The sequence below is a fragment of the Streptomyces sp. NBC_01217 genome (assembly GCF_035994185.1).
GTDB lineage: Bacteria > Actinomycetota > Actinomycetes > Streptomycetales > Streptomycetaceae > Streptomyces.
The window spans coordinates 2138901-2156620 of sequence record NZ_CP108538.1; the positions used below are offsets into that span (position 1 = coordinate 2138901).

General features: G+C 69.5%; 9 protein-coding genes and 1 pseudogene. 1 reads left to right on the forward strand and 9 read right to left on the reverse strand.

The window, feature by feature from the left end; translation table 11 throughout:
• Positions 1-56: 56 nt before the first annotated feature.
• From OG507_RS09320 to OG507_RS09350, 7 genes are all read right to left on the reverse strand, one after another.
• Positions 57-1661: a glycoside hydrolase family 13 protein gene (locus OG507_RS09320; RefSeq protein WP_327366682.1), complete on the reverse strand. Its 1605-nt coding sequence runs from the start codon at positions 1659-1661 to the stop codon at positions 57-59.
• A 112-nt stretch (positions 1662-1773) separates the two neighbouring features.
• On the reverse strand, positions 1774-2649 hold the full coding sequence (locus tag OG507_RS09325; protein WP_327366683.1) for a carbohydrate ABC transporter permease: 876 nt from the start codon (positions 2647-2649) through the stop codon (positions 1774-1776).
• 16 nt (positions 2650-2665) lie between these two features.
• Positions 2666-3625, reverse strand: coding sequence for a carbohydrate ABC transporter permease (locus OG507_RS09330; protein WP_327366684.1), 960 nt, complete (start codon positions 3623-3625; stop codon positions 2666-2668).
• Between the two features lie 105 nt (positions 3626-3730).
• Positions 3731-5146: an extracellular solute-binding protein gene (locus tag OG507_RS09335; protein ID WP_327366685.1), complete on the reverse strand. Its 1416-nt coding sequence runs from the start codon at positions 5144-5146 to the stop codon at positions 3731-3733.
• Between the two features lie 260 nt (positions 5147-5406).
• Complete coding sequence (locus tag OG507_RS09340; protein ID WP_327366686.1) at positions 5407-9693, reverse strand: discoidin domain-containing protein; 4287 nt, start codon at positions 9691-9693, stop codon at positions 5407-5409.
• Positions 9694-9803: 110 nt separating this feature from the next.
• Positions 9804-13178 carry a CARDB domain-containing protein gene (locus OG507_RS09345; RefSeq protein ID WP_327366687.1) on the reverse strand — a complete coding sequence of 1125 codons (3375 nt, stop codon included), beginning with the start codon at positions 13176-13178 and terminating at the stop codon, positions 9804-9806.
• Positions 13179-13517: 339 nt separating this feature from the next.
• Positions 13518-14528 (reverse strand): LacI family DNA-binding transcriptional regulator, encoded by a 1011-nt coding sequence (locus OG507_RS09350; protein ID WP_327366688.1) that lies wholly within the window; start codon positions 14526-14528, stop codon positions 13518-13520.
• Positions 14529-15038: 510 nt separating this feature from the next.
• Here OG507_RS09350 and OG507_RS09355 point away from each other — a divergent pair.
• Positions 15039-15359 (forward strand): annotated as a pseudogene (locus OG507_RS09355) (dihydrodipicolinate synthase family protein); the annotation flags it as partial.
• On the opposite strand, the gene dapD reads toward OG507_RS09355, so the two are convergent.
• Together dapD and OG507_RS09365 are read right to left on the reverse strand one after the other, a co-directional pair.
• Positions 15356-16345 (reverse strand): 2,3,4,5-tetrahydropyridine-2,6-dicarboxylate N-succinyltransferase, encoded by a 990-nt coding sequence (dapD, locus tag OG507_RS09360; RefSeq protein ID WP_327366689.1) that lies wholly within the window; start codon positions 16343-16345, stop codon positions 15356-15358. The pseudogene OG507_RS09355 and the gene dapD overlap by 4 nt on opposite strands.
• A 92-nt stretch (positions 16346-16437) precedes the next feature.
• Positions 16438-17667 (reverse strand): MFS transporter, encoded by a 1230-nt coding sequence (locus tag OG507_RS09365; protein ID WP_327371914.1) that lies wholly within the window; start codon positions 17665-17667, stop codon positions 16438-16440.
• Positions 17668-17720 lie beyond the last annotated feature (53 nt).

The following is a 17720-nucleotide window of genomic DNA, read 5'->3' on the forward strand; positions in this document are numbered from 1 at the left end:
GCACAGTGCATCACCATTGCGATTGGCTGTGGATCGACAGGCCCCCGGTCGAGCCGTCAGACGCGCAGCCACACCCCCGTGTCCTGAGGCAGCCGCCCCTCGGCGTCGAGCGGTCCGCTGGCGAGAAGGATCCGCTCGTACGGCGGGAGGGCGGCGGGCGTGCGCGCGAGGTTGACGACGCACACCAGGCCCTCCGTACGGGCGAAGGCGAGCACCCCCTCATCGGCGGGCAGCCAGGTCATGGGCCCGTCGCCGAAGCCCTCGTCGGTCCGGCGCAGCGCCAAGGCCGTCCGGTACAGCGCGAGCATCGACTCCGGGTCGGTCTGCTGGCGGTCCACCGCGTAGCGCGCCCAGTCCCTGGGCTGGGGCAGCCACGGTTCGGATGCCGAACCGAAGCCGTACCAGGGCGCTTCGGCGGTCCAGGGCAGCGGGACGCGGCAGCCGTCGCGTCCGGGGTCGACGCCCTCGGAGCGGGCGTGCATGGGGTCCTGGATGCGGTCGAGCGGGATGTCGGCCTCGGGCAGCCCGAGTTCCTCGCCCTGGTACACATAGACCGATCCGGGCAGCGCGAGGGTGAGCAGCGCGGCGGCGCGGGCGCGCCGGGTGCCGAGGCCGAGGTCGCTGGGGGTTCCGAAGGCCTTCTTCGCGAAGTCGAAGCCGGTGTCCGTGCGCCCGTAGCGGGTGGCGGTCCGGGTGACGTCGTGGTTGCACAGGACCCAGGTCGCGGGGGCTCCGACCGGGGCGTGCTCGGCCAGGGTGTCGTCGATGGTGCGGCGCAGCCGGTCCGGCTCCCATGGGCAGGAGAGGAAGTTGAAGTTGAAGGCGGTGTGCAGCTCGTCGGGGCGCAGGTAGCGGGCGAAGCGCTCGGAGTCCGGCAGCCAGACCTCGCCGACGAAGACCCCCTGGTAGACGTCGGCTATCGCGCGCCAGGACCGGTAGATGTCGTGGAGTTCGTCCTGGTCGATGTACGGGTGCGGGTCGACGCCCTCGACGAAGTCGGCGAGCGCCGGGTCCTTGGCCAGCAGCGCGGCGGAGTCGATCCGTACGCCGGCGACACCGCGCTCGAACCAGAAGCGCAGGACGTCCTCGTGCTCCTGGCGGACCGACGGGTGGGCCCAGTTGAGATCCGGCTGCTCGGGGGTGAAGAGGTGGAGGTACCACTCGCCGTCCTCGACCCGGGTCCAGGTTCGTCCCGAGAACTGCGAGGGCCAGTTGTTGGGCGGGAGTTCACCGTTCTCCCCCCGGCCGGGACGGAAGTGGAACAGCTCGCGCTCGGGGCTCCCGGGGCCGGCCGCCAGGGCCGCGCGGAACCAGGCGTGCTGGTCGGAGACGTGGTTGGGGACGATGTCGACGATCACTCGGATGCCGAGTTCCCGGGCTTCGGTGATCAGCTTCTCGGCCTCGGCGAGGGTGCCGAAGGCGGGGTCGATGGTCCGGTAGTCGGCGACGTCGTACCCGCCGTCCACCAGCGGCGAGAGGTACCACGGGGTGAACCAGACGGCGTCGACGCCCAGTTCGGCAAGGTAGGGCAGTCTCGCCCGGACGCCCGCGAGATCCCCCGTGCCGTCGCCGTCGCCGTCGGCGAAGCTGCGTGGGTACACCTGGTAGATGACGGCGTCGCGCCACCAGTCGTCGGTGCGGTGCGAGTGAGGGGCTGCCACGTGACGGTCCTTTCGGGCAGGTCGGGGTTCTTCGTCGCCGTCCCGATTGCTGCGGGGCGTGTGGACGGGCCGGCGACGAAGGTCTTGGGTGCGGAGGTGGGAACGGGCCCGGTCAGCCCTTGAGTCCGCCGGCGGTGAGACCGCTCATGATGTTGCGCTGGAAGACCAGGAAGATGAGCAGGGTCGGCACGGAGGCGATGGTCAGCGCGGCGATCAGCACGTTCACCGGCACGCCGTTGGACAGCGAGTAGATCCCGACGTTGAGCGTCTGCATCGCGGGGTCGGGGAGCGTGAGCATCGGCCAGAGGAAGTCCTTCCAGACCCCCACGATGGCGAAGATCGACACGACGCCCAGGATCGGCCGGGAGATGGGCAGCACGATCGACCACAGGATCCGCATGGGGGAGGCCCCGTCCATCGACGCGGCGTCGAGGAGCTCCCTCGGGATCGAGTCGAAGAACCGCTTGAGCAGGAAGATGTTGAAGGCGTTGGTGACGGACGGGAGCCAGATCACCCAGGGCGTGTTCAGCAGGTTGCGCTCCACGACGGGCACGTCCAGGACCGTGAGGTACTGCGGCACGACGAGGACGGTCGCGGGGATCATCAGGGTCGCCAGCATCATGCCGAGGATCGCCTTGCCGAGCACGGGCCGCAGCTTGGAGAGCGAGTAGGCGGCCGCGACATCGAGGACGAGCTGGAAGGCGAGTGCGCCGAACGCGTAGTAGAGGGTGTTGAACAGCAGGGTGGCGAGGTCCATGACCTCCCAGGCCCGGGTGTAGTTGTCCGGCGTGAACGAGCCGGGCACCAGGGTCGGCGGTGTCTGGATCACTTCCTGGGCATCCTTGAAGCCGCTGGACACCATCCAGTAGAGGGGGCCCAGGAACGCCAGGGTGAACCCGCCGATGACCACGGCGAAGACGGTCCAGTAGACGACCTTGCCTCGGGGGCGGGCGAGCTGCGCCGGCGAGATGAGTGTGCGTGTGGACATGCTGGTCTCCCCGGTCCTACTCGTCCTCGGCGCGGCTGAGCTTCACGTACGCGGCCGAGAATCCGGCCAGGAGTACGAGCAGGAGCAGACCGAGCGCCGCCGCGGCACCGTAGTTGTTGAAGTTGAAGGCGTACTGGTAGATGAGGTAGACGACCGTCGTGGTGGACCCCTCGGGGCCGGCGCCGCCGGTGAGCAGGAAGGGTTCGACGAAGACCTGCATGGTCGCGATGATCTGCATGAGCAGCATCAGCGACAGGATGAGGCGCGTCTGCGGGATGGTGACGTGCCAGATCTTGCGGAACAGTCCGGCGCCGTCCAGCTCGGCCGCCTCGTACAGCTCGCCGGGGATGGACTGGAGCGCGGCGAGGTAGATGAGGGCAGCGCCGCCCATGTTCATCCAGGTCGAGGCGATGACGACGGAGAGCATGGAGAGGTCGGGGTCCTGGAGCCACTGCTGCTCGGGCAGGCCGATCGAGGTGAACAGCCCGTTGAGCAGGCCGTAGCCGGGGTCGTAGAGGTACTTGAAGAGGAGGACCGAAGCGACCGGCGGCAGCATCACGGGCAGGTAGACGAGCAGCCGGAGGTAGCCCTGTCCGTGGTGGAACTCGTTGATGACGAGGGCGACGACGAACGGGACGGCGAATCCGAGGATCAGCGCGAGCACGGTGAACAGGAGCGTGTTGCTCCACGCCTGCCAGAAGGCCGGGTCGTTGTAGACCGTGACGAGGTTGTCGAGACCGACCCAGGTGGTCTGCCCGCTCTCGGTCTTCTGGAAGGCCAGGAAGAACTCCCTGACCATCGGATACCAGGAGAACACCGCGAAGCAGACGACCGCCCCGATGAGGAACCCGTGGGCGGTGAGATTGCGCCGCAGGCTCTTCGCGAACCGGCCACCGGGGGGCGCGGGTTCCGTCTCGTGCGGCACGCGGTGGCGGGGGGAACCCGCCTTGCTCGGGGTCAGGCTGGGGGCCGACATCGTCGCTCCTTGGTGCTGGTCTGCCGGGTTGTCGGGTCGTCGTCCTCCGGATGGTCGAGGTCCCGGGCGGGGGCGGCACATCGGTCCGCCCCTGCCCGGATCCGGTCATCCGGTGGCGAGGACCTGGTTCACCTGCGACTCGGCGGTGGAGAGCAGCTTGTCTATGTCGGCGTTCTTGTTGGTGAGGATGCCGGACATCACGTTGTCGAGGACCTTGTAGACCTCCTGGGCCTTCGCCGGCTCCGCCTTGCCCGCGACGGGGTTGTCCATGAAGGCCTTGAAGTTCGCGACCGGCATGGTGGCGTGCTCCACGCGGGCGGCGTCGTCCGTGGCCTTGGACTCGTTCAGCCAGAAGTTGGGCTGCGGGACGCCCACGGGCAGGCCGTCCTGCTTGGTGCGCGCCCAGTCGAACTGGCCCTTGCCGACGGTGAGGTTCTTGAAGTTCAGCCAGGCGACCGCGGCCTTGATCTTGTCGGAGGAGATCCCCTTCTTGATCATGTAGTTGTTGCCGCCGGCCAGCGTGGCCTTCTCACCGGGGATCGGTCCCATGCCGAAGTTCTCGTATTTCGCGCCGAGTTGCTGGACCATGTACGCGATGTCGTCGGGCGCGGCGAGGAACATGCCGAGCTTGTCGGTGGCGATCTGCTTCTGAAGGTCGCCCCACTTGAGCAGCTGGGTCTTGCCCATGCTGTCGTCCTCCCAGCGCATGGCGTGGAGGTTATTCGCGACCTGCTTGCCGAGCTCGTTGTTGAAGGCGGCCTTCTTGCCGCTCGCGTCGACGACCTCCCCGCCCACGCTGTACATCTGCGCGGTGAAGTGCCAGCCGCCGGTGTTGCCCGCGCTGTACTCCCCGAAGCCCGCGACTCCGTTGCCCAGTCCGGCGATCTTCTTCGCGGCGGCGCGGACCTCCTCCCAGGTGCGCGGCGGGGCGTCGGGGTCGAGGCCGGCCTGCTGGAAGAGCTTGCGGTTGACGAGCAGGCCCATCGTGTAGTTGCTGGTGGGCAGGCCGTACAGCTTGCCGTCCTGCTTCAGCGAGCCGAGGACGTTCGGGTCGATGTCCTTCAGGGCGGGGACCGACTTGTCGTTGACGTACGCGGTGATGTCGGCGACGCCGTCGTTGTCCAGGACCTGTGGCAGGTCGGTGAAGTACGTGTAGAAGACGTCCGGCTGGGACTTGGCCTTGAGCATCGCGGTGAAGCGGGGCGGTTCGAGGCACTGGCCTGCGGTGGAGCGGCCCTCGATCGTGACGTTGGGGTACGTCTTGTTGAAGGCGGCGACGTCCTCCTTCCACTCCTTGAGCTCGGCCGCCTTCGCCGCCGGGGGCATGCAGTCGATGGTGAGCGTCACCTTGGTCTTCGGATCCAGCGGAGCGGCGGGGTCGGACGACCCGCCGCCCTCGGAACCACCGCTGCCGTTGTTGCTGCTGCTGGTGCCGCAGGCGGCGAGCGCGGTCAGCGTGAGCGCGGAGACGAGGGTGACCGCGCTGGCGCGGCGCGTACGGCGGAACCGGGCACTTCTCATGGTGGTCCCCTTCGGGCATGAACGTGGAGGTTCGCCCCACCGCCGGTGCGTTGTGGGGCGCGCCACACTCAACCACTCCCGACAAGTGAACGCAAGATATCGCGCTGATTTCGTAATTGCCTGACAGGAAGAGGAAGGAGGCCGGGGAATGGGGCGCACGAAAGGCCGATCGGCCCCCACGCACGCAAGGCCGGCGCAAGCAGCCGCAAGCCGCCTGCGCCGACCTCGCCGGGCCTGCGCCCGTGGTGTCGCCGTACCCGCTAGGGGTTTGCGTTGATCTTGAAGGTGGACGTGGTGTTGCGGATGTCCACCGCGTTGTTGCTCAGCTCCAGGCCGTTGAAGGTCACCTCCCCGACGGCGGGGCCCTGCCCCGACTCGGGCATCTCGTTGGCCCACAGGCCGAAGCCCGACTTCGCGTCGTACGCGTCCCCGCTCTTGCGCGCGCCCGTGATCGAGATGTCCGTGAACACGGTGTCCTTGATCGGGAACTGCGGCTGCCCGCCGACGTAGTTCGTCTGGAACATCACGCCGCTGTACGTCGGATCGACGATGTCGACGTGGTTGACCCTGATCCCCTGGAAGACCTTGGAGGCGGAGAACACCCAAATGCCCGGGAAGGTCTGCGAGCCCCAGAAGTGCCCGCCGGCCCGGACGATCGAGATGTTCTCGAAGGTCGTGGGATCGGTGCCGAAGCCGTTCATCGGGTAGCCGAAGTCCAGCGAGGAGATCGTGATGCCGGAGTAGACGAGTGTGTCCGCAATGTGGATGTTGCGGAAGGTGTTGTTGTAGCCGCCGTAGACGGCGACACCCGCGGCCCGCCACGTGAGCGTCGACGTCAGGTTCTCGTAGACGTTGTCCTTCATGTCCGCCCCGCCCGCGTCGATCGCGGAGAAGAGCGCGAAGCTGTCGTCACCGGTGGCCCGCGCGTCGTTGTTGGTCACGAGGTTGTCCGTGGAGCCGTTGGTCATGTTGATGCCGTCGGCGAACATGTTCCGGATCCGCGAGTTCTTGATCGTGATCCGGTCGGTGTTGGCGCCCCAGTAGAGGCACACCATGTGCTCGTTCCAGATGTCGTCGATCACGATGTCCGTGACGTTGGCGAAGTCGAAGACCTTTCCCGGGCCGTCGATCCGCGAGGTGTAGTTGCCGAAGTACGCGAAGCCCTTGAAGAGCGAGCCCTTCGCCGCCGCCTCGGCCCGGAAGCCGACGTCGGTGTTGTCCTGCGCGGAGGGCGCGTGGAACTTCGTGTACCAGGGCCCGGCACCGACGACCTTCACCGCCTTGCCGTACACCTGGAACTTGCTCGACGTCTGGTAGTCGCCCGGCGGCAGATAGACGCCCACGAGGGTGCCCGTGGTGTCCATCCGTACCTTGTCGAGCGCGTTCTGGACGTCCTGGTGACCGAATCCGGCGGGCACCGTGTACGTGGCCGGGTCCGGGTTGGCGACCGGCGCGACCTGCTCCAGGTTCACGAAGTCGATCGCGTACGGCTGGCTGTTGGCGGCGTCCTTCTGGAGCCGGATCCTGCTGCCCGCCCGCACGGTCTCGCCGAGCATGACGTTCGCCTCGTCATAGATGTGGCGCGGGGCGCCGGCACCCGGGGAGTTGCCGGGCGCGGTCTCGGCGCCGTACAGCCAGGCGTACTTCGACGTCACCGGGAGCGCCTTCTTGAACACCCCGTCGACGTACACGTTGATCGTGGAGTCGATGCCGCCGCCGCCCGGGGCGTCGGGCAGCGAGACGCGGGCGACCAGGGTGTTCGTGTCGGCGCGGGTGGTGAACTCGACGTACTCGCCCGTCGCGTCCAGGTTCACGGCCTTGCGGCCCGACGCCTCGCCCGCGATGTCTCCGACGGTCCGGTTCGGGCCGATGACCTGCGCGCCTCCCCCAGCGGTGCCGTCCTCCGCCTCGTACATGTCGTACGGCATGTTGGCGCCGCGGCCGACGAACAGCGGCTGGGTGGAGGTGTTGTTGGCGCGCTTGACCGGCAGTTCGTTGGCGTCGTCGGCGATGACGACCTTCACGGTGTACGAGCCGTTGACGGCGGTCCAGGAGCCGAAGCTCACCTCGGCCGTGGCTCCGGCCGCGATGGCTCCGGAGTGCGCCCCGGTCAGCGTCTTGACCGTGGCGCCCGTCGAGTCGACCAGGGTGAGCGTGACGCCGTGGCTGCCCGACGCGCTCGCCACGGTGCCCTGGTTCTTCACGGCCACCTTGAAGGTGACGGCGTCACCGGCCGCGGGGCTGGACGGTGAGGTCGTCACGGAGGACGCGACCAGGTCGGAGCTGGAGACCGGCCTGACCACCAGGTCGTTGGAGCTGGTGAAGGTGTTGTTGGACTCGTTCTGTTCGATGACCGCGTTCGCCTCGTCGGCGACCGCGCTCAGCTGGTACGAACCGGCGTCCCGCGCGCCGATGGAGGCGCTGACCGTGGTCTGGGCGCCGGCGGCCAGAGCGCCGACCTGGGCGGTGGCGACCTTGGTGCCGCCCAGCCGCAGCGCGACGGCGCTGGCCGGTGCGGCGGCCGGACCGCTGTTGCGGACGGTGGCGCTCACCGTGATCGGGTCCGACTCGACCGGGGATGCGGGCGAGGCGGTCAGAGCGGTGACCTCCAGGTCCGGGTTGGGCGCCGGTACGCCGATGATCTGGAACTCGGCGAGCTGGCCCGCCGAGGAGCCGGAGTTGGCGGTGAACCTCAGCTGGACGTCCGCGACCCGGGCCGAGACCGGGATCGTGACGGTGTTGCCGCTCGCCGGGTCGAAGGTGTAGCTCTTCGCCGCGACAAGGCCGCCGAAGCCGGAGGCGCTCTGCTCGCGGCCGAGAACCTCGACGGTCTGGCTGCGGGTGGCCCAGGCCGAGTCCGGGTTGAGCTTGAGGACGAGCCGGTCGAGGTCGGCGTTGGAGCCCAGCTTCACGGTGAGGGTCTGGGGGTAGCTACCGCCAGCGCCCTCCCAGTAGGTCGTGACGTTGTTGTCGTTGGCGTTCACCGCGGCGTAGGTGTGCACCGTGGAGGAGGCGGCGATCTCCTTGCCGACCGCGAGGTTGGAGCCCGTACCGCCGGTGCCGGAGCGGGTCACGGCGTTGCTGTTCGCCGACTGGTTGCCGGCGGCGTCCTTGGCGCGGACGTGGTACGTGACGGTGGCGGAGGCCGGCTGGGTGTCGGTGTACGTGGTGACGTTGCCTGCCACGCTGCCCCGGAGGGTGTTGTTGGCGTAGACGTCGTAGCCGGTGACGCCGGTGTTGTCCGAGGAGGCGTCCCAGGTCAGCTTGATCTGTCCGGCACCGGGTTCGGTGAGCGCGAGGTTCGCGGGCGCGGTCGGCGCCTGGGTGTCCCCGGTCTCGGCGGTACGCGTCACTGTGTTGCTGTCGGCCGACTGGTTGCCGGCGGCATCCTTCGCGCGGACGAGGTAGGTGACCGTCTGGTTCGCCGGCCGGGTGTCGGTGAACGTGGTGACGCCCCCGGCGACGCTGGTCAGCAGGGAGCCGTTGGCGTAGATGTCGTAGCCCGTCACTGCGACGTTGTCGGTGGCGGCGTTCCAGGTGAGCCTGATCTGATCGGTGGCCGGCTGGGTGAAGGCGAGGTTCGCGGGCACGGACGGGGCCTGCGTGTCGCCGGTCTGCGGGCCGTAGACCTCCAACTCGGAGAGCTGGGCCGCGGGCTGGACGCTGTTCGCCGTGACCAGGACGCGGACGTACCGGGTGGTGGCCGCGTCGAAGGTGATCGTCGCGGTGTGTCCGCCGGCCGCGTCGAAGGTGTACGCCCGGGAGGCGTTCAGGTCGGTGAAGGTGGTGCCGTTGGTGCTGCCCTGGATCTTCAGGGTCTGGCTGCGCGTCTCCCAGCCGGAGGGCAGCCGCAGGACGACCCGGTCGACGCGTACGGCGGCGCCGAGGTCGGCCTGGATCCACTGGGGCAGGGCGTTGTTGGCGCTCTCCCAGTAGGTGGCCTGGTTGCCGTCGTTGGCGTTGCCCGCCGCGTACACCTCGGTATGACTGCTCGCGGTCAGGGTGCGTCCGCTCGCGAGGTTGACGGAGGAGCCGTCGGCGTCGTGCACCTCCAGCTCGGAGAGCTGGGCGGCCTGCCAGCCGGTGTTGGCGGTGATGTTGATCCGGACGAACCGCGCCTGGGTGGCGGGGAAGGTCACCGTCACGGTGTTGGCCGCGCCCGGGCTGAAGGTGTAGGTGGCGGAGTTCTTGATCGTGGCGAAGCTCGTGCCGTCGGCGCTGCCCTGGACGGAGAGTGTCTGGTTACGGCTCTCCCAGCCTGCGGGCAGTTTCAGGACCACCTCGTCCACACGGGTCGTGGTGCCGAGGTCGGCCTGGACCCACTGGGGCAGGCTGCTGCCGGCGCTCTGCCAGTACGAGCCCTGGTTGCCGTCGGTGATGTTCCCGGCGCCGTACTCGGCCACGGAACTGCTCGCCGCCGTCGCGTCGCCGAGGGCGATGTTGGGGCCACCCGCGGCCTGCGCGGTCATCAGCGGACCGCCCAGTGCCAGGAGGCTGGTCGCGACCACGGTGCTCAGGAACCGTAGTCTCCAGTTGGAGATGCTCATCTGTCCTCTCAGTCCTCGATCTCGGCCTCGCGCCCGACCGGCGAGAGGCACGGCTCAGTGGCGGCGGCCCCCGTCGGAGGGGGCCGCCGCATGGGGGTGTGGCGTGAGGATCAGCCGGTCCTGTTGACGACGAACTGCGAACCGGGCTCGATGAGGACGTCGCCCTCGGCCGAGTTGGTGATGGTCACGCCCGTCAGCGTCGCGCTGCCGCGCGCACCGCTCATCGCGAGGACTCCGGAACCGTTGTTCGACTTGTCGATCCGGACGTTCGTGATCTTCACGTCCGGCATCTCGCCGCCACCCGTCTTGAACTGGATGCCGTCGTACGTCGAGTCGAGGATCTCGGAGTCCCGGATGGTGACGCCCGGGATGGGCTGCCCCTGTGCGAAGAGCGTGATGGCGCCGAACTCCTGGTCCTCGTTCCAGAACGCGCCGCCGGTGCGGTGCAGGGCGTTGTTGGCGATCAGCGTCTGCCCGGAGAAGGGCAGCGGGTCGTGGTCGGTCGCGAGCATGATGCCCGGGTAGTTCATGGTGTCCGAGATGATGTTGTTCTCGATGGTGTTCCCGAAGCCGCCGTAGACCGCGATGCCGTTGGCACGCCACGGAAGCTGGATGGTGTTGTTGCGGAAGTGGTTGTTGGATCCGATGTCCACCGAGGTGTCCTTGACGTACTTGCTGGCCCAGACGGCCAGCGCGTCGTCGCCGGTGTTACGGAAGGACGAGTCGAAGACGGTGGAGTTGCGGGTGCCGTTGGCGAAGTTGATGCCGTCGGCGTAGGTGTTGCGGATCCGCATGCCGGTGAACTCCAGCCCGTCGCCGGGGCCCCAGAGCTCGGGGATGTTGGAGTAGTCGCGGCCGGCCCAGACGCCGACGTTGGCGTGCTCGATCCAGACGTTGCTGATCTTGGTGCCCTTACCGAAGCGGCCGTTGAGGCCGACTCCGCCCTCGGCGTTGCCGTCACCGCCGCGGATCTGGCCCGATCCGAAGATGGCGATGTCGGAGATCTGCGTGTTGTGGTCGATGTCGAAGCCGAAGTTGCCCTCGTGCGGGTGGTTGATGCCGCCCGCCTGGTGCGGCGGGGTCAGCGTGTACAGCTGGGAGTGCCACATGCCCGCGCCGCGGATCGTGACGTCCCGGATGCCGACCTGGTTGAACTGGCCGCGGTTGAGCGGGTCGTCGGTCAGGATCTTCTGCTCCTGGCGCCACTGACCGGCGGGGATCCAGACGCAGGAGATCTGGCCGTTCTGGTCGGCGGTCACGGCGCGCTGGAGGGCGTCGGTGTCGTCGATGCCGTCGTTGGGGACGGCGCCGTACTCGGTGATGGAGGTGCAGTTGGCCGGCTTGGCGGCCGGGGGCGCCACCTGCTCCAGGTCGATCAGGTCGATGATGTAGAAGGGGGCCGAGTCGCCCGAATCGCGCTGGAGCCGGAACTTCGTGCCCACCGGGTAGGTCTGCGTCAGCAGCGCGTGGGACTCGTCGAAGAGCCGCCGTGCGTCACCGCCGGGCTGGTTGGTGAGGCCCTCGGGGTCGTCGGTGGTGCCGTAGAGCCAGCTGTGCTTGGACGACAGGGTCAGCTTGCGGACGAAGGCGCCGTCCGCGTAGAGGCTGATCGTGGCCTCGGCTCCGCCGCCGGCGGCGGAGTCGGGAACCGAGTTGCGTACGACGATCGAGTTGGAGGGGTTCGTCGCGGTGAACTCGACGTACTGACCTTGCGAGTTGAGGCGCACCGACTTGCGGCCTGAGGACTCGGTGGCGAAGTTGGTGTGGCCGAAGGTCCGCTTCTGGTCGGAGGTGAGCAGGGTGCCGTCGTAGTGGGCGTCCTCCGCCTCGTACTCGGTGTACGGCACGGCCGCGCCGCGTCCGACGACGAGGGAGCGGGTGAAGACGTTGTTGTTCTCGTCGGTCTCGCTGACGGTCCCGGTGGCGTCGGCGGTCGCGGTGAGCGTGGCCCCACCGCTGGTGGCCGTCCAGGTGCCCGAGATGGCGACGGTGGCCGTCTGGCCGGCGGCGATCGCGCCCGCGGCGCCGTTGAGCGTGGTCGTTCCGGCTGTCAGCCGGGTGACCGTGCCGGCCGAGACGCCGGTGGTGCCGCGGTTCTCGACCGCGACGGTGAAGCTGACGGCGGAGCCGACGGCGGGGCTGGCCGGGTTGGTGGTGATCCCCGTGACCCGCAGGTCGGGACCGGGGCTCTGGCCGACGACGAGTTTCACCGAGGCCGTCCGGCTGTTGTTGCTGTTGTCCTGCTCCGCGACGGTGTCGGTCGGGTCGACCACGGCCGAGACGGTGTAGGAGCCCATGGGGCGCTTGCCCACCGCGACCGGGACGGTCGCCGAGGCTCCGGCGGCGAGCGCGGGGACCGGGGCTGAACCGGCCACGGCGCCCTCCAGGCTGACCTGGACGGTGGTGGCGGGCGCGGCGGCCGTACCGGCGTTGCGCACCGTGGCGTTGACGGTCACGCTGTCCGTCTCGGACGGCGAGGACGGGGTCCAGGTCAGGTCGGTGACGGTGAGGTCGGGGTTCGGCGCCGCTGTGCCGACGACCTGGAACTCCGCGACCTGGCCGCCGGGGGCGCCGGTGTTGGAGAAGAAGGTCAGGCGCAGGTCGGCGTACCGGCCGGTCACCGGGATCGTGACGGTGTTCTGTCCGGAGGACGGGCTGAAGGCGTAGTCGGCCCGCGCCTTGAGCGAGGTGAAGCCGGAGGCCGCCTGCTCACGTCCGAGGACCTCGATCGACTGGGTCCTGGGGCCCCACGCCTGGTCGGGGTTGAGCTTGACGACCACGGCTTCCACGTCGGCGTTGGCGCCGAGCTTCACCGTCAGGCTGGACGGGAAGCCGGCGGACTCCCAGTAGGTGGTGGCGCTGTCGTCGTTGGCGTTGGCGGCGACGTACGTCTGCGTGGTCGAGGTCGCCTCGATCGGCTTGTTGCGCGCCAGGTTGGTCCCCTGGACGGGGGGAGGGTCGACCGGGCCGCCTTCGCCGTAGACCTCCAGCTCGGAGAGCTGGGCTGCGTTCCAGCCGGAGTTCGACGTCACCTGGATCCGGAGGTACCGGGTGGTGACGGAGGTGAGGCCGATGGTCACGGTGTTCGCCTGGGAGGGGCTGAACGCGCGGGACTGGGCGGCCGCGAGGGTGGTGAAGGCGCTGCCGTCGGTGCTGCCGAGCACCGCGACGGTCTGTGACCGGGCCTCCCAGGTGGTGGGGAGCTTCAGGGCGACGCTGTCGACCCGGGTTCCGGTGCCGAGGTCGACCTGCACCCACTGGGGGAACGACCCGGCCGGGCCCTCCCAGTAGGACGCCTGGCTTCCGTCGGTGACGTTGCCGGCCGGGTACGCGCCATGGGCGCCGCCGGCCGTGGCCGTTCTGCCGAGCGCCAGGTTGGGCCCGTCAGCTGCTGCGTATGCGGTGACCGGCAGGAGTCCGACAGCGACCAGTGCGGCTATCAGCATGCCGACCGTCAACCGCCAGCTCAGGATTTTGCCTCTCATATGGGCCTCTCCGCCTGCTGGGCCCCGGCGCCGCGCTGAAAACAGTGACTCTCGCCAGGAACCCAGCGGAACTCTGACAATGAATAACGGCTACCTACAGACTTATTGAGCTTTTTCGTTAATCTTTTGCACCGTCGGGGTGTCAGGTTTCTATCAGGTCACCGCTTTGTCAACAGCCGTGACACGACCTCCAGTTGGGGCGCGACATCCCCGCAGGTCAGCGTCGAAGCCCTGGAGGCCCCTTGACGACAAACGGCTCCGGGGCCGAGGAGGCGGGTGCCTCCCCGGCCCCGGAGCCGAGGAACGAAGGGGTGAAGGGGTGAATGGGTGGGTGAAGGGTCAGCCGAGCGGCGGCGGCGCCGTCGAGCCCCGCACGACGAGCTCGGGCTCGAAGAGCAGCTCACCGGGGTCCGTCTGCGTGCCCTGGATCTGGGCACTGAGCAGCTCGACCGCCGCGCGTCCCATCGACTCGATGGGCTGGCGGACGGTGGAGAGCGGCGGCTCCGTGCAGTTCATGAAGGCGGAGTCGTCGAAACCGATGACCGAAACCTGCGAAGGAACCGAGAGCCCGCGCCTGCGCGCGGCCCTTATGGCACCCAGGGCGAGCGGGTCGCTGGCGCACACTATGCCGGTGACACCCCGCTCCAGGAGGCGGTTGGCGGCTGCCTGGCCTCCTTCGAGCGAGAAGATCGACCGGACGACATGCTCGTCGGGCAGCTTCGCGCCCGCGGCCTCCGCCATCGCTCGGGCGGCTTCGAGCTTGCGCCGCGACGGGACGTGGTCGCTGGGGCCGAGGACGAGTCCGATCCGCTCGTGCCCGAGCGAGGCGAGGTGGCGCCATGCCTGCTCGATGGCGACGGCGTCGTCGCAGGAGACGCAGGGGAAGTTGAGCCCCTCGATGGAGGCGTTGACGAGGACCACCGGGATGTTGCGCTCCGCCAGCTGGCGGTAGTGGTCGTGCGGCGCGTCCGCCTGCGCGAACAGTCCGCCGGCGAAGACCACGCCGGACACCTGCTGCTGGAGGAGAAGCTCCACGTAGTCGGCCTCGGAGACGCCGCCCTTGGTCTGCGTACAGAGGACGGGGGTCAGCCCCTGCTGCGCGAGCGCGCCGCCGATCACTTCCGCGAAAGCGGGGAAGATGGGGTTCTGCAGCTCCGGCAGGACGAGGCCGACGAGACGCGCGCGCTCTCCGCGCAGCTGCGTGGGCCGCTCGTATCCGAGCACGTCCAGCGCCGTGAGGACGGACCGCCGCGTCGCCTCGGAGACACCGGGCTTGCCGTTGAGCACACGGCTGACCGTCGCCTCGCTGACTCCCACCTTCTTGGCCACATGAGCAAGTCGTCGCGTCATGAACGCAAGACTATCGCAAGCACCGCAAAAATGTTGCGTGCCCCCGTCAGCGGATCACGCCCGGCACGCACGCTCAGCTGTTCACGGTCAGCAGCGCGCACTCAGCGGCGGCCGACGAGCAGCGCAGCCGAAGCGGGGCACGCCGAGCAGCCCGCGCCGAGCAGCCACGTCCTCGACCGGCCGACCTGCCCTGTCGGGCTGCCTGGCCCAGAGCTCCTCGTTCTCCGTGCGGAACCAGGCGTCCCCGCTCGCCCGGCGCGAGGAGCCAACGCACTGCGGCGAGGGCCGCTGCCGGACCTGACGTGCGCAAGACGGGATGAGAGACGCCGTTGGACATGCGGGCACCTGCCGCACGCCGCCGTGGACCGGCATCCGCGTTCCTGGAGACGCCCGGTCACCACCTCGGCTTTCGCCGCGAAAGCCGCGTTCCCTTCACCCCGAGAAGAACTAAGTGGACCTTCACGGTCCGGTCGGCCGACACTTCGGGTATGACAGCACCCACAGCCCCTTTCGGCGTGCGAGGAGCTGAACCTGCCGTTGTACGCGGTGGGCGCGGCGGGCTATGTCAGCACGGTCGCCAATGTGGCGCCCCGGCAGCTGCGGGCGGTCCTGGACGCCTTCGACGCCGGGGACACCGCCGGGGCCGCCCGGCTCAACCGGCTGACGCTCCCGCTCGCCGAGCTGATGATGGCGTCCGGGCTGCCGGGCACGGTCACGGCGAAGGCGCTGCTCGACGCCGGACCGGTCCGCGAACCGCTGCAGCCCGCCGGGCGCGGGGCGACCGACGGGCTGCAGAAGGCGTACGAGGAACTCCTCGCCGCCACACGTTAGTTGTGGCTGTGCAGGACGTCGTTGAGGCCGTCCCAGACCGCGTTGTTCGGGCGGGCCTCGACGGCGCCGGTGACCGAGTTGCGGCGGAAGAGGATGTTCGAGGCGCCGGAGAGCTCACGGGCCTTGACGATCTGGCCGTCCGGCAGCGTGACGCGCGTACCGGCGGTGACGTAGAGCCCGGCCTCGACGACGCACTCGTCGCCGAGCGCGATCCCGACACCCGCCTCGGCACCGATCAGGCAGCGCTCGCCGATGACGATGCGTTCCTTGCCGCCCCCGGAGAGGGTGCCCATGGTGGAGGCGCCGCCGCCGATGTCTGAGCCGTCGCCGACGACGACACCGGCGGAGATCCGGCCCTCGACCATCGACGTACCGAGGGTGCCCGCGTTGAAGTTGACGAAGCCCTCGTGCATGACGGTGGTGCCGGAGGCGAGGTGCGCACCGAGCCTGACCCGGTCGGCGTCGGCGATCCGGACGCCCTTCGGCGCGACGTAGTCCGTCATCCGGGGGAACTTGTCGACCGAGGTGACCTGGAGGTGCAGGCCCTCGGCGCGGGCGTTCAGCCGCACCTTCTCCAGGTCGTCGACGGCGACCGGACCGAGCGAGGTCCAGGCGACGTTGGAGAGGAGGCCGAAGACGCCGTCCAGGTTCTGGCCGTGCGGCCGGACGAGGCGGTGCGAGAGGAGGTGCAGACGCAGGTACGCGTCGTGCGCGTCGAGCGGCTTGTCGTCGAGCGAGGCGATGACCGTACGTACGGCGACGATCTCGACACCGCGGCGGGCGTCCACGCCGATGGCCTTGGCCGCGCCCTCACCGAGGAAATTGACGGCCTGGTCGGGGGTGAGCCGTTCGGTTCCGGCCGGGCCGGGCTCGGCAAAGAGCTCGGGGGCGGGGAACCAGGTGTCGAGAACGGAACCGTCGCCGGCGATGGTGGCGAGGCCGGCGGCGACGGCGCCGGTGGTGCGAGCAGGAGTCGTGTCGGTCATGACAGGAAACCTAACCGGCCAGGCACCGCCTCAGCCAACCGGTCTCGCCCGATGGTCGCCGCACGGCCCCCCGGGAGCCCGCTACCACCTGCTCAGCCGGGCTGCGCCTGCCGCTCAGGGGCGGGTGCGGGCGCCTTCTCGCGCACCGGCCCGCGCAGCCGCCGCGCCGCGAGCACCGCCGCCCCGGCGCCGCCCGCCAGCACTGCGCAGACCGGCCAGAGCAGCCCCGGCGCGGCGGCGTAGAGGGCGCCGCCGAGGGGTGGTGCCAGCACCTGGCCGCTGATGGAGGCGCCCGCGTACAGGCTCTGGAAGCGGCCCTGCGCATGGCCGGGTGCCTGGTCGGCGACGTATGCCGTCGCGGTGGTCTTGTAGAGGATCTCGCCCGCGGTCAGCGAGGCCATCATGGTGACGGCGAACAGCGCCCCGGCCCCCGGGATCAGCACCGCATAGCCCAGCCCCACCAGCAGCAGCCCGGTGCCCACGATGCTCAGCGACGCGCGTCGGCGCAGCGCGTGGGCCGCCGGGAGTTCCAGCAGGAGGATGAGGCCGCCGTTGATGGACAGCAGCCAGCCGTAGAACTGGGCGCTGCGGCCGTGCTCGGTGAGGAAGACGGGCAGGGTCGAGTACTGCTGCCGGTAGACGAGGTCGACGCAGAGGATCGCGGCGAGCAGGATCAGCACCGCGGGCCTGGCCCGCAGCTCACGCCACAGCCCCGGTGCGCCGGGCGCGCGCACCGGCCGGTTGTGCGCGGTGCCGCGCGCCGGGAGCACCATCGCCGCGTACCCGGCGAAGAGCAGCGTCCCGAGGCCGTCGGCGACGAACAGCCAGTCGTACGAGAAGCGGGCGGCGATCAGCGCGCCGAGCGGCGGGCCGATGGCGAACGCGGCGTTGCCCGCGGCGCGCACGAGGGCGAAGCTCTGGCGCCGGCCGCCCTCGGGGACGGAGACGGCGACGAGGGCGGAGTTCGCGACGCGTACGACACCTGCCGCGTACTGCGCGAGCGGCAGCACCCCGTACATCGCCGCGACCGGCAGCACCGGCAGGGTGGCGAGCGCCGTCCCGCCCACCAGCGCACCGGTCAGGAGCATCCGGCGGTGGCCGTAGTGGTCGCCGAACCAGCCGCCGGTGAAGTTTCCCGCGACGAGGCCGACGCCGCCGATGCCCGCGATCACTCCGGCCTGCGGGACGGTCAGCTCGCGCGGTCCGGTCAGATAGACGAAGAGGTAGACGAAGGTGAAGCTGACGACCCCGTTGAGGAAGGCGCCGAAGGCCAGCGGCCGTACCGTGCGCGGTACGTCCCGCACGACCCCGAAGAACCTCATCATCAGCACCCTCCCCCGACGAGCCCCAGTGGGTCTCTCTTGGGAACTGACTA

Coding starts and splice junctions, on each gene's coding strand:
- dapD (WP_327366689.1), bottom strand. CDS start 16,345: ATGACCGACACGACTCCTGCTCGCACCACCGGCGCCGTCGCCGCCGGC.
- OG507_RS09345 (WP_327366687.1), bottom strand. CDS start 13,178: ATGAGAGGCAAAATCCTGAGCTGGCGGTTGACGGTCGGCATGCTGATA.
- OG507_RS09330 (WP_327366684.1), bottom strand. CDS start 3,625: ATGTCGGCCCCCAGCCTGACCCCGAGCAAGGCGGGTTCCCCCCGCCAC.
- OG507_RS09325 (WP_327366683.1), bottom strand. CDS start 2,649: ATGTCCACACGCACACTCATCTCGCCGGCGCAGCTCGCCCGCCCCCGA.
- OG507_RS09350 (WP_327366688.1), bottom strand. CDS start 14,528: ATGACGCGACGACTTGCTCATGTGGCCAAGAAGGTGGGAGTCAGCGAG.
- OG507_RS09365 (WP_327371914.1), bottom strand. CDS start 17,667: ATGAGGTTCTTCGGGGTCGTGCGGGACGTACCGCGCACGGTACGGCCG.
- OG507_RS09335 (WP_327366685.1), bottom strand. CDS start 5,146: ATGAGAAGTGCCCGGTTCCGCCGTACGCGCCGCGCCAGCGCGGTCACC.
- OG507_RS09340 (WP_327366686.1), bottom strand. CDS start 9,693: ATGAGCATCTCCAACTGGAGACTACGGTTCCTGAGCACCGTGGTCGCG.